The sequence below is a fragment of the Natrinema sp. 1APR25-10V2 genome (assembly GCF_031626495.1).
Lineage (GTDB): Archaea > Halobacteriota > Halobacteria > Halobacteriales > Natrialbaceae > Natrinema.
The window spans coordinates 477,392-490,233 of the sequence record NZ_JAMQOJ010000005.1 but is presented as its reverse complement, the minus strand read 5'-3'; the positions used below and the strand labels follow the sequence as shown (position 1 = coordinate 490,233).

At 53.2% G+C, this 12,842-nt stretch carries 10 protein-coding genes; 5 read left to right on the top strand and 5 right to left on the bottom strand.

The features are described from left to right. The first annotated feature begins 566 nt into the window (after positions 1 to 566). A complete protein-coding gene (locus NDO75_RS18325) occupies positions 567 to 1,751 on the top strand; it encodes a thiolase family protein (RefSeq protein ID WP_310908058.1) in 1,185 nt (394 codons plus the stop codon). Beyond that, complete coding sequence (locus NDO75_RS18320; protein WP_310908057.1) at positions 1,748 to 2,107, top strand: OB-fold domain-containing protein; 360 nt, start codon at positions 1,748 to 1,750, stop codon at positions 2,105 to 2,107. The genes NDO75_RS18325 and NDO75_RS18320 overlap by 4 nt, the downstream gene beginning before the upstream one ends. A 269-nt stretch (positions 2,108 to 2,376) precedes the next feature. Here the strand turns inward: NDO75_RS18320 and NDO75_RS18315 are convergent, their stop codons facing one another. From NDO75_RS18315 to NDO75_RS18305, 3 genes are all read right to left on the bottom strand, one after another. Beyond that, complete coding sequence (locus NDO75_RS18315; protein ID WP_310908056.1) at positions 2,377 to 2,787, bottom strand: cupin domain-containing protein; 411 nt, start codon at positions 2,785 to 2,787, stop codon at positions 2,377 to 2,379. Between the two features lie 110 nt (positions 2,788 to 2,897). Beyond that, positions 2,898 to 4,916 carry a TRAP transporter fused permease subunit gene (locus NDO75_RS18310; RefSeq protein WP_310908055.1) on the bottom strand — a complete coding sequence of 673 codons (2,019 nt, stop codon included), beginning with the start codon at positions 4,914 to 4,916 and terminating at the stop codon, positions 2,898 to 2,900. A gap of 26 nt (positions 4,917 to 4,942) precedes the next feature. Continuing rightward, positions 4,943 to 5,998, bottom strand: a complete 1,056-nt coding sequence (locus tag NDO75_RS18305; RefSeq protein WP_310908054.1) for a TAXI family TRAP transporter solute-binding subunit — start codon at positions 5,996 to 5,998, stop codon at positions 4,943 to 4,945. Between the two features lie 273 nt (positions 5,999 to 6,271). On the opposite strand from NDO75_RS18305, the gene NDO75_RS18300 reads away from it, so the two are divergent. Beyond that, positions 6,272 to 7,273 carry an NADPH:quinone reductase gene (locus NDO75_RS18300; protein ID WP_310908053.1) on the top strand — a complete coding sequence of 334 codons (1,002 nt, stop codon included), beginning with the start codon at positions 6,272 to 6,274 and terminating at the stop codon, positions 7,271 to 7,273. A 232-nt stretch (positions 7,274 to 7,505) separates the two neighbouring features. On the opposite strand, the gene NDO75_RS18295 is transcribed toward NDO75_RS18300, so the two are convergent. Both NDO75_RS18295 and NDO75_RS18290 read right to left on the bottom strand, forming a co-directional pair. Continuing rightward, positions 7,506 to 8,276 carry an IclR family transcriptional regulator gene (locus NDO75_RS18295; RefSeq protein WP_310908052.1) on the bottom strand — a complete coding sequence of 257 codons (771 nt, stop codon included), beginning with the start codon at positions 8,274 to 8,276 and terminating at the stop codon, positions 7,506 to 7,508. Between the two features lie 544 nt (positions 8,277 to 8,820). After that, positions 8,821 to 10,080: a CaiB/BaiF CoA-transferase family protein gene (locus NDO75_RS18290; protein ID WP_310908051.1), complete on the bottom strand. Its 1,260-nt coding sequence runs from the start codon at positions 10,078 to 10,080 to the stop codon at positions 8,821 to 8,823. A gap of 281 nt (positions 10,081 to 10,361) precedes the next feature. Here NDO75_RS18290 and NDO75_RS18285 point away from each other — a divergent pair, with 281 nt between their 5' ends. Both NDO75_RS18285 and NDO75_RS18280 read left to right on the top strand, forming a co-directional pair. Further along, positions 10,362 to 11,477 carry a thiolase family protein gene (locus NDO75_RS18285; protein ID WP_310908050.1) on the top strand — a complete coding sequence of 372 codons (1,116 nt, stop codon included), beginning with the start codon at positions 10,362 to 10,364 and terminating at the stop codon, positions 11,475 to 11,477. Continuing rightward, positions 11,474 to 11,803, top strand: coding sequence for an OB-fold domain-containing protein (locus NDO75_RS18280; protein WP_310908049.1), 330 nt, complete (start codon positions 11,474 to 11,476; stop codon positions 11,801 to 11,803). The genes NDO75_RS18285 and NDO75_RS18280 overlap by 4 nt, the downstream gene beginning before the upstream one ends. The last annotated feature ends 1,039 nt before the right edge of the window (positions 11,804 to 12,842 follow it).

Below are 12,842 nucleotides of genomic sequence, written 5' to 3'. Positions count from 1 at the left end.
CTGGAGACTTCACCATCGTGGGCTATCGCTGTCTTACAAGAGAATTCATCATCTCGTAGTGATTCTCGGCAAATAAGATCTTCATCTCCGCTTTAATCACTTTTCCGTGAGAGGTACTCTCCACTCTGTTTCTGTCCGTTGATTTGGGTACAGCTATGTGACTGTCACTCACTCCAGATTTATATGCTTCTACATTAATAATCGACAATGATGTCCGCAAGTGAATATCCAACAAGGGCGTCAGCCAGTTGCACACCGCCACAGACTAATCCCCCTCACAGAACGAAGGAGGCGACAGTTACTGGACTCCAACAACTCCTGAGGCTGTCTGATCGGCCACTCTTTGCCGGGCTTAAGTCGATCGCTGCAGTCGCAACTGAGCGTCATGGGGAGCGCTCACAGACACTCATCCGCAACCGACCGTCACATCTCTACGAACAACGATATCAGCGGAAGGACTCTCTACTAAGTATTAGTATGATTCACGATCTGTTCAGACAGGCACCCGCCAATCGAGCAATGCACGAGCAGGAATGCTCGCTGCTAACATCGGACGGTGAGTGTAAATGACAATTCGTCGACAATCCGTGGAAGGGGAACGCGTGGCGGTTATCGGCGCTTCGATGACCCAGTTCGGGCAACGCGAAGGTGAGTGGGTGATGGACCTCCTCGCCGAGGCAGGACTCGAATGTCTTGAGGACGCAGGTGTCGACGCTGAGATTATCGAACACCTCTATGTTTCGAACATGGCGAGCGGCGAGTTCGAGGGACAGACGGGTGTGCCCAACGCGTTGGCGCATGACCTGGACGCGATGCCAGCCTACACCCAGCGGGTCGATCAGACGAGTTCGAGCGGCGGCGCGGGGATCTTCGCCGCCTGGCAGTCGGTCGCAAGCGGGGCCAGCGACATGACACTCCTCGTCGGCGGCGAGAAGATGACCCACAAGACGACGGGCGAGGCCACCGACGTCATTGCATCGCTGACCCATCCCGTCGAGTACAAAACCGGCGTCACGCTGCCCTCGTTTGCCGGACTCACCGCGCGCCACTATCTCGAGCGGTTTGATGCGCCCCGTGAGAGTCTCGCGAAGGTCGCCGTCAAGAACCACGAGAACGGCGTCGACAATCCGAACGCGCAGTTCCAGAAGGAGATCGATATGGAGACGGCGCTTGAATCGCCGATCGTCGCCGATCCGCTCCGACTCTACGACTTCTGTCCGATCACGGACGGTTCGGCCGCGCTCATGCTCTGTCCCGAGTCCGTCGCCGAGGAGTACGCCGACGAGTACGTCATCATCTCGGGGATCGACGGTGCGACCGACACCCACGTCGTCCACGAGCGCGAGGACCCGACCGTGATGGGCGGCGTCGTTGAGAGTGGGAAAGGCGCCTACGAGATGAGTGGCCTCAACCCCAACGATATCGACGTGGCCGAACTCCATGACATGTTCACTATCCTCGAGTTCCTGCAGATGGAGGGCCTCGGCTTCGCCGAGCAGGGCGAGGCCTGGAAACTCGTCGAGGAGGGGTACACCGAGCGCGACGGTGAGCTGCCGATCAACACGTCTGGTGGCCTGAAATCGAAGGGTCATCCACTCGGTGCGAGCGGTGTCGCTCAGGGCGTCGAGATTTATGAACAGCTCGTCGGCGAGGCCGGTCCCCGACAGGTTGAGGCAGAGGCCGGGCTGTGCTGTAACGTCGGCGGCTTCGGTAACTGCGTGATCACGACCATCATGGAGGCAGCACAATGAGTATGGACGCGACTCGATACGAGGACGGTTCGATCAGCTACCCCGGTCACCCGCGCGGCCCGAACGGCGTGGAGCCGGTCGGAACGGTCGATCTTAGTGGGTACACCGCTGAGGTCGTCACCTGGACCACTAGCACCGCGACGCCGCCCGGTGTCCGTGAGCCGAACACGCTCGCAATCGTCGAGTTTGATATCGAGGGAGAGACGGTTCGCGCGATCGGTCAAGTGACAACCGACGATATCGAAACCGGGGACGAGGTCGAACCTGTCTACGTCGAGGAACTCCGTGAACCCGGCGCCGGTATTCGCGAACCTGAGGGTCAAGAGTGGGACGGCTACCGATTCGCTCCTGTTTGAACTGCTTACGGCTTTAGCTGTGGGATCTAACGCGGATCTGGCTTTGGCTGGCACTACGGTCGACAGGGGAACAGGTGTTCACGTTCACCCTCTTTCTGTGTAGCACATGTCTACGGCTACCGCCTCCGTCGCCCTTAGTATAGTTTCGACGGGGATACCCCTATTTCGGTAGCTGAGTATCAGTATGTAGTCTGCACGCGCTCCTCTCCCTGGCGATACGACGAAACCCTCTCTACGACCCTGTGAGCTACTCGGTATTCGAACTGAACTCATTCCCGTTCTGCGAGTAATTCGTCGCGCGTTTTCACTTTCTCTACTGGATATCGGCCCTCTGGCGGCCATCCGATTGCGATGATGCGACACGGCTCGTCAAAGGGGTTATGGACGAGGTGGACACCGTCCTCACCTGCGTCGAACCGCACCGCGTCGTCCTGTTCTATGACGAATTGATCGTCGGCAACCTCAACCTGACAGCAACCGGCGGCGACGTAGATCAGTTCCTCCTGGTTCTCGTGATAGTGGAAGTGATTCTGAGAAAGTCGCTCATCGGGCTCGAGAATCGCGACGTTAAGATTGAACGCGTCGATATCTAGCTTTGGAGATAGTTCCCACCGTTGGCCGGGCTTATCGCTTCGCGGGCTCTCATCCTTGGGACGGATTCGTTGCCATCCATCTGACATACTGGTTCATAACTTGCCAGCATAATAAAATCACCTGCCGAGACGGCAGTCACGAGACTGAAGAATTACGGTGGAAAATGTAGAGACGGAAGAGGGTAAGTCTGGTTGGATTACCCTGTGGTCGCCCAGAACCGGCTGATCTGGTTAGGGCGCAGGTAGTAGACCAGACTGGCGAGGATGATGGCAGTGATCAGCGTCTGACCGATAACCGATGGGACGAAGATCGCGCCGAGGCCGAGTGCGATGAACACCGGCCGGACGAGTGATGGGATTTTTCCTCCAGCGCGACCGGTAAGCCCGATACTAATCGCGATGAACCCGGCGAACACGAGCAGGAACGCCACGACAGTCATTACCCCTGGGGACAGCAACGCGCTGTTATAGAAGAACGCGAATGGCAGCAGGAACATGGGGAAGCCGAGGCGGAGCGCCTCGATGGCAGTCTCCCAGAAGTCGGATCCTGCGATCCCTTGGCCGATGATAACCGAGAGTGCGATCGGTGGTGTGATGTTCGAGACGATAGCGAAGTAGAATACGAACATGTGGGCGGAGAATTCGTCAACGCCAATATTGACCAGCGACGGGGCGACGAGTACGGCAACGATCATGTAGGCCGCTGTCGTCGACATCCCCATCCCGAAGGCGATCGCCGCCAACATCGCTAGGAAGAGCATGATGACGACCTCGCCACCCGACAAGAGCACAAGATATGACGATAACTGTTGGGCGAAGCCAGTGACGATGAGCGCCCGAATGACGATACCGAGACTCGCCAGGAGAATCGTAATATCGAGAGTCGCTTCCGCTCCTCGACGGAGTCCCTCAAGCGTCGTACGGAGGAACAATTTCAGTTCCGGCTTGGCATCTCCCTTACCCCGTGCGATGTCAGAGACGACACGAAGGAGCCGCAGCCCCATCAGAACAACGATACTGTAGAAACCGGCGACCATCGGATCTGCACCGACACCGATCAACCACCACAGCAGGACGGCAAACATACCGAGGTACTCGTAGTGGCGGACAATATCGAAGACTCGCTTCATCACGCCCCGAGAATCGGCCGTAGTTTCGATGTTCTTCGAGACGTTATGACTGGTTGTCAGCGAGATCGAGACTGCAACTGTCAAGAAGAAAAGCAGCGCGGGCGCAACAGCACCGAGGACGATATCAGAGTAGTTCGGATCGATGAGCTCCGCCATCAAGAATGCACCTGCCCCCATAATCGGCGGTAAAATCTGTCCGCCACAGGATGCGACCGCCTCAATCGCGGCTGCAACTTTTGGCCGGTAGCCATTCTCCTTCATCAGCGGAATGGTGAACGCGCCGGTTGTCGCCGTGTTCGCGGCAGTCGAGCCGTTGATCGACCCCATAAACATGCTTGCGGCCACGGCGACCTGCCCGATCTCGATGTATTTCCGGCGTGCAGCCAGACGGGTCATACCTTTGATGAACGTCGCCATCCCGCCATACTTCTCCATCAGTCCGGCCAGCAGTAGGAAGATCACAACCCATGTTGCTGAAATCTGAAGGAGCGTTCCAAACAAGCCCTGCATCTCGACAGTGTTCATCGTAATAATACGACGTGGCGTGAGACCCCGATGAGCCAGGATCCCTGGCATCATCGGTCCAAAGTAGGAATATACCAACCCGAATAGGGCAATCCCGCTAATAAGACGGGAGATATGCAGGAGCGCGATGAACACCAAAGCGATAACCAATATCCCCAGATACACGTAGGTATCACTATAGATCCCTGCAGCAACCACGATACTGTCGTAGTTGGATTGGATTACGTACAGCGGGATGACCGAGGCAACGCTGTAAAGACCATAGCCGACCGTGGCGAGTTTTCCCCGCAGCGTCGTTCGGTCAACGCTAAGCATCTGGATGAGACCCCACAGGGAGAGCACCAGACCGAGGTGAACGATTCCGTGGCGGGAACGCGGAATCGCAAACGTGAGCGAGTACCACAGGTGGTATACAGCGAAGATGATCGCGAACCCATAGATGGCTAGATCTATCAGACCACTATCCCAAATGGAACTATGATAGTTGTCGCGAAATTTTTCATCAATTGTGCGCTCAAGGTCCTCTAATGTCCGTGTATTATTATTTTCTTTGTTTGACATAGTAATAAAATACGCGACTTCCTGAATCAGGCTTCAGGCGGGGCGGTCAGGTCGTACTCTTCCCAGAGCCCAGCCTCCTTGTAGTAATCGTATGCTCCCTTGTGGATGGGCACGTCCGGGTGAATCGTTCCGAGGAACGCATCAGGGTCGGGGAAAAAGCTCATCACTTCGTCTTCCTCTACCAGATCTTCGCCGTGTTCGTGCGTCATTTTCGCGATATCGTAGACAGTATCGGGATCACGGTCCTTGTGGAGCACATATAGGTACGTCAGCGTGAACGAATCGATCGCTCCTTGGTAGTTCTCGCTGAATTGGGAGACGGTGTCTGATCCAAGCTCAACGTGGGTGGAATAACTGAGATCGTTATTGAGCGCACTGATGGTCGAATCAGAGAATGAAAGGGGCTCCCAGTTGACCGTCGCATCGATCTCTTGGAACCAACCCTGTGGGGTGGACTTGTTGACTGTCCACGTGAATGCAGCGTCGACTTGCCCCGAGCGCAACGCGCTTGGAATGTCTGCGAACGCCATATATCGGTTATCAACATTATCGAGTCCAACTTCCTGATCTACCAGCCACTCAACCGGTGGCCGCGTTCCGGAACCGGCTGAAGAGATGGCGACGGGACGGCCCTCGAGGTCATCCCAGCCGCTGACCTTGTCCGCATTGTAAAGGCCGAAGTTGTAGAATCCCATATATCCACGCACTTGACGGATCGAGTCGAAATTCTGGAGGGGCTTTTCCTCAAAGGAGCCCTGATCAGGTGAGGTATCGAGTAGTTGGGTCGTAGTACCGCTCATCTCGAAATCGCCTCGATCGAGTCGGCGGTAGGAGGCACTCGTCCCTTCCGTGATCACTGCATCAATTTCGACGTCAAGAAGATCGTTCTTTTTGGCGTATTCCGTCCACGTAGAACCGATACGGAACGAGGATGATCCTTCAGAAGACGTACCTAGCGTCCAGCCACTGGAACCACCATTCCCACCTGCTGTGCTATTAAGACAGCCAGTAAGGCCGATAATTCCAGCAGACGATGCTCCCGTAATGAACGACCGTCGATTGACCTTGGTTTTCTCAAACATATATGAGCCTCGTCCAGCGGCTTCTACGCTGAACTATCAGGACAATTGACGCATCCTATATTAAGTCTTTGGGTGATGGGTAACACATAGTATGTCACTATTGAGTACCCCTTGTTTTGGTAGCATGAACACCATCAGAACTCTATTTTCCGCTAAAAGAACTATCCGGGGATGAATATCACCTAATCAAATAATATGATTTATTATGTTTAGGGCAATTATAATAGCTCTCGCGGCAAAAGGGGCCGCGATCTTATTCCTTTTGAAGACAGTATGGGATGTTATCGTATGCGAGCTGTTCGGTATCATGAACATGGTGATGAGAGCGTATTGACCTTCGAAGAAGATGTTGAGAGACCAGTTCCGACTGCGGATCAGGTGCTTGTCCGTATAGAGGCAGCTAGCGTCAATCCGATCGATACGTACCTTCGTGGAGGGAATATCTCACCGACTGCTGGTCTCCCTCATGTCGGTGGCTCCGACATGGCGGGGGTCATTGAAAGCGTTGGTGAGGATGTCAATACCTTCGAGCCAGGTGATCGGGTATTTGCTACTGGTCTGGGCATTTTCTCGCCCGGAACATATGCAGAGTATACAGTTGCGCCAGCAGATATGCTCGCTCACCTTCCCGAGAAAGTCTCTTTTCGCGATGGAGCGGCAGCCGCAATGGCGTTTGCTACCGCTTGGCGAGCACTAATCACCCGCGGCGAACTCTCGCTCGGAGATGTATCCCTTGTTCACGGTGCATCTGGCGGTGTCGGTCACGCTGCTATTCAAGTTGCAGCTCAAGCGGGTAGCTACGTGATCGGAACGGCTCGAGAGGGCGATCCGGCCTCGTTGGCCCGCTCGCTCGGCGCAGACGCTGTCATCGACTATCGCACTGACGATCTGGCGAGTCGACTCAAGGACGCTGCTGACGGACGGCAGCTTGATGTCGTGCTCGAGCCACACGCTGATTCCCACCTTGAGGCCGACCTCGCACGCCTTACACGAGGTGGACGTGTGGTGATTATCGGTGAGGAGTCGTCCATCAAGATTCCTTCCGGTCCTGCGATGACGGCGAAGCAGGCTGACGCTGACCTACGATTTATGTCGCTAGCGGCTTCGGCGGACGATCAAGCGCCGATCCTACGTCAGGTGGCCCCGCGGCTTGCTGATGGGCGGTTCACGGTAACGGTCGACCGTGTATTCGGTCTCAACGAATTGCCGGCAGCTCACGAACGACTCATGTCCTCCGGTGTACTTGGGAAGATAATCATTGACCCCAGTATCTAACTGATGAGGCCGGTGCATTCAGAGCAGGTAGCATGGCCAGGTGAAGGATACTCGATAGCAACAGGGCTCATCGACGAATATGATGGCCTCGGCGACAAATAGTTCAATTTTTATATATGGAAGAGGCACGGCTGATCAGTGTGCTTCGGTCGTCTGCTGGTTGGTGATATGTATCTCCCATTCTACAGACTAATCACCGCATGTATTCCTGAAAACTATTGGGGCTGAGAAGTTAGCTGACTGAATGTTGGATATGGAGTTCTAGTTCGTTGACGGTGCCCAGTATCTGCTCCGGCAACTCCTCAGTCAAGGTATCGCCCTTCAGCCGGTGAGCCGGGCCCGCAACGCTGAGTGCGCCGAGGACCTCATCATTAGCGTCTGTCACGGCGGCGCCGATCGCGTGGACTCCGTCTGTCGTCTCCTGTTTGTTGAAAGCATACCCCCGCTCTCTGATTTCCTCTAGGGTCTCGAATAGCGCCTCTTTGGACGTGATGGCATTGCTAGCCTCTCCGGAGAGACCGCGCATATCGATGATTTCGTAGACATGCTCTTCCGGTAAGTTCGCTAGGATTGCTTTCCCGGCAGCACTGGTGTAGAGTTCGCCACGTTTTCCGATACGTGCACCAGTCTTGACCGCGCTCTGTCCAACCTCGGTGTAAAGGTATACCCGTTGACCGTTTTCTTCGACAATAAACTGCGCCCGCTCATCCGTATCAACGGCGAGCTGGTCTACCTTCTCTTTGATAACTGGATAGGCATCTATCTCCCGCTGTGCGTACCCTCCCATCGTGAGGAATTGGAGTCCGACTCGATAGACATCATCTTCCTGAATGACATAGTTGTAGTCCCGGAGGGTCGCCAAATGTCTGTGAACAGTACTCGTAGAAAATCCCGTATATTCGGATAGCTCCTCTAAAGTTGAACCGCCAAGTTCACGTAGCGCTTCAACCACTTCTAGTGAATTTTGTGTTGTCTTTGCCCGTGTTTTTGATTGTTCTTTCATAGTGATCGGTACTATTCCCAGTCTTATAAAGAATTTCTTTTTAGGACTAACGTATCGCGGCTATTGATTAGGAACTCCTCTCCACCAATCTTTACCATGTGCAACGCCAGGAACCGTTTCTGATGAACAACTCATGTCTTCTATTGGCTGCCGGTTTCTTCATTGGCTTTGTCTAGCAGGCGCCTTACAGGAATCTCAGTAGTCGAATTACAATCCTATGGCTGTAATAATGGTCGACTGGTTGGCGGGATTGAGTCCCGGATATTAGGATGAGAAACAGAAGGATAAGCAAGACGGCTACTATGTAGAAAGGTCAAGTCGCCAGTAACGCTCAAGAGATATCCGCTGAGGGCGCGTTATAAACCATGAAATGGCACAATTCCTTGTTTATCCGCACATTCCTCGTCGATAGAGCTGATTCGAATACCGAGAACGGCCGGAAAATGAACGATGGAAGAAGGATGACGGTACTGGAGGACAGCGTTCGGCCTAGTTCATACGATGCTATGCACAGCTGTCGGGGATGATCGCGGCTCGATGGCGGTTATCGATCTGGTATTGCGTCGGCTTCGCGCAGTTCGTTAATTTGCTCGTCGGTATAACCGAGGTCGTGTACCACTGCTTCTGTGTCTTCTCCGAGTAGCGGCGGTGCATCCTCGAACCCTGTATCAGCGTTCGTGAAGTTTAGCGGGTGTTCGATTACCGAAATCTTCCCCGCTGCAGGATGCTCCATTTCTGTAATCATCTCGCGCGACTGTACCTGCTTATTTTCTAATGCCTCTTCAACATCGTAGACTGGCCCCACTGGGAGACCCTCCCCTTCAGCCAGTATCTCAACCCACTCGTCCGTTGTTCGTTCACTGAACGTTGGCACGAGTTCTTCCTCTAACTCGTCCATATGCTCAACGCGAGCGGAGTTTGTCTTGAATCGTGGGTCGGTAATCAGTTCCGGGCGGTCAATCGCGTCACAGAGTTCTTCCCAGAGTTTTTGATTACCACAAGCAACGTTCAAATAGCCGTCTGCAGTCGGATAACTCTGATATGGCGCGAGAACGGGGTCCTTTGTACCCATCCGTTCCGGTTCCTCGCCGACGAACGCCTTACCCGCCTGTTTGGTAAGCCAGGGGAGGGAAGCGTCAAGCATTCCAAGTTCGACGCGATCTCCTTTGCCGGTGAGTTCACGTCGGTATAAAGCACCGACGATGCCGAATGCGGCCCACATTGCTGTGATAAGATCGGTCTGCGGAAGACCGACCTTGACGGGGTCACCATCTTCAGGCCCGGTGACGCTCATCATCCCACTCATGCCTTGGATGAGTAAATCATAACCAGGCCGTTGACTCCACGGTCCTGAGTCACCGAACGCTGAAATGGAACAATAGATGATCGTGTCGTTAACATTACGGACATCATCGTAGCCGATACCGAGCCGCTCGGCAGTTCCAGGACGGAAGTTTTCGATAACAACGTCTGCCTCTTCGATGATATCGTATAGTACTGCAAGTCCTTCTGGGGACTTGAGGTTAAGTTCGATACTTTTCTTATCGTAGTTGACTGTCCAGAAGTAGGGCGATTCACCTTCTTCTGCAGCCGATTGACCTGCACCTTCGTACTCGCTAGTATCAATGAACGGGGGGCCGGAATACCGACTATCGTCTCCCACATCTGGCCGCTCAACTTTGATAACGTCTGCCCCCTGATTTGCGAGCATCGTTGTAGCAAACCCGCCAGTGACGAATGTTGTCAGGTCGACCATAGTTATACCATCTAGTATTTTCTCTGGAGTAGTATCTCCATCTGCCATACAGGACCCATCTTGGATGATGGTAATAAGAATTTTTGTTAGCAAACATATACATATATTACTCTGAGTGATCATAGGGCGAATGAAGGAGTCTACTCGGTGCCACAGAGAGAAGACACTCTGGTAAGCAAACAAAGAGTATGAGAACCAATAGAAAGAGGTAGAAATTGCTAAGGCAACAATCTTAAATTCCTATAGGTAGTGCGTCACGGTATACGATGGCATATCAGTCACGGGTACGGGAACAGCCAGAAGTGTCTCCCAGCGTCGCTGGCGTTGGTATGACCGCCTTCACCAAGAAAGATGAACGGTCCCTCCTTGAACTTCTCACAGTTGCCGCGGATCGGGCTCTGAAGGACGCGTCCACTCCGTCAGAGAGTATCGATTCGCTCCACGTCGGTAATGCAGCTGCCGAAGCGTTCAATAGCCGTTCAGGGTTGGGTAACGCCCTCGCCTCACAGATGGGGATTACCAATGCCGACACTAAACGAATTGAAAATACGAGTGCAAGCGGTGCGAGTGCGTTCCTCGATGCAGTAGACGCAATTCGAGCAGGGCGGTCCGATGCGGCACTGGTTATAGGTGGGGAGAAAATGTCGGCTGCCGATACAGCGACTTCCACAGAGATCATCAGCCGCATCACTCATGATGCAGAGTACGCACAAGGGGTAACTCTTCCCTCGTTCGCTGGGCTGGCAGCTGATCGGTACCTTCGGGAATACGAGGCCGATCGGGAAGACCTCGCGCAAATCGCAATAAAGAATCACGCGAACGCTGCTCAGAACCCCTATGCACAATTCAAAAACGAAGTGACGGTCGAAGATGTCCTCGAATCCCCCACCGTGGCGGCGCCACTTCGTCTATTTGATTGCTGTCCTACAAGTGATGGTGCCGCTGCGGCAGTCATTACTGCGGGGGGAGATGGCGTACAGGTTGCAGCCTGTGAAAGTGCGGTTGGCACTCATGCTGTCGCGGATCGATCGGATCCGCTTATGATCGAGAGCGTTCGGCGAGCAGGCAAGTCTGCCTATACAGCGGCCGAAGTGACGCCTACTGATCTCGATGTTGCATGTATCCATGATGCCTTTAGTATCTTAGAATGGTTGGAAACTGAAGAGCTTGGCCTCGCAGAGCGTGGCGAGGCATGGCGACTCACTATCGACGGAACAACTGCCAGTAACGGAGAACTTCCGATCAATCCTGGCGGTGGACTCAAGGCCCGGGGTCATCCACTGGGTGCGACTGGTGTTTCTCAAATTGTCGAACTTGTTTGGCAATTACGCGGTGACGCTCCGAATAACCGTGCAGTCGATGGCGCAGATCTCGGGCTGGCAATCAACGTGGCTGGATTCGGAAATAATACTGTTTGCACGATTCTTCGAGGTGGTGCCTCATGACTACGCTTCACGAGTGTACTGATTGTGGGAATTGTACCTTCTACGAGAAACGCCGCTGTCTAGAATGCGGGAACAGCTCTTGGATCGAACGTGAACCGGGAACCGGCGAACTTCTCGCCATCACGACAGTCCACGTTTCGCCTGACGGCGTCCCGACGCCAAATTTGCTCGGTCTTGCCCAGTTTGAAGACGAAGTAAATCTTGTCGGGCAACTCGAGAGCGATCTTGCTGTCGGTGATCCCGTTAAACTGGATACCGGAAGAACACTCCGTGACAACGGAAACAAGACCCGAACTGGTCCTCGGCTTGTATCTGCTGAGGAATAAGCAGCGCTGCAAGACCCTCTTTGTCAGTCAACAGTGTACTAGAAGTGCTTCGGAGCAGAGAATACTGATCCAGACTAAGACGTTTGGAACCACATGATCTTTGAACTGCTTTCTTAGAAGAGGCTGGAGAGTTTTTCTGATCGTGTTCGTAGATGGACCCACGCTCACGGAGCACAGCCTCTGTTCTCGTCAACTAGCTACGAAAACGTCATTCGTCCCCTTTAGCACGAATCCACCGACCTGCTTTGTTTTAAGGCACCACCCACGCGCAAATTCTATAATTGCCTTCTGAGAGTATCCTGAGACGATACTACTGGCGTCTTTGGTGGAACAACGGTACAGGAGAGTGATATAGACGGTACTTCTCCAACTTACGCTTCCTCCCCTTACTTCCAAGTCTGTCAACCATCCATACAGATCCTTTCGGCAGCATGAACGGGATCTCTTCCCTTATCCCAATATCCGGGATAGTGATGAAGTACGGATCCGCACTAGATTACAATCATATGGATGTAAATAAGACCCTGATCACTGAATAGGACGAATATGATAATATCACTATCCCACTATAAATTCACACAAACGTCCATCATATACGCAGGACGTCCAATAAACAGATCGGAAATGGAACAGTAGTACGAATACGGGGAGGAAACATCCACTCTCCTCTCCGGCTCCGAATATACGAAAGCGTATGTGATGGTTCACGTTATATCATCAATATATTCAACTTGTACTACTACATCAATATGTGTAAAGAGAGTGGCTATTCCTGATTCTACAGGCCAGCATATTCTCAATAAGCATATCCGCGCTCTTCTGCTCCGTAGGATACCTCTTGATCACCGCAAAGATGAAGGCTGATTATCCAGGATCTCCATCAGTCATCGCCATCTATAGAAAATAATGCCTATTTCTATAGGGAAAATTAGTGCCTTCCAAATAGGATATCTCAACAGTAACATCTAAGAGGAGACGCTGAATAATTGGATCTGCTAACAGTAGTAAAAACAGGAATATACGACCTACGCTCATAGCC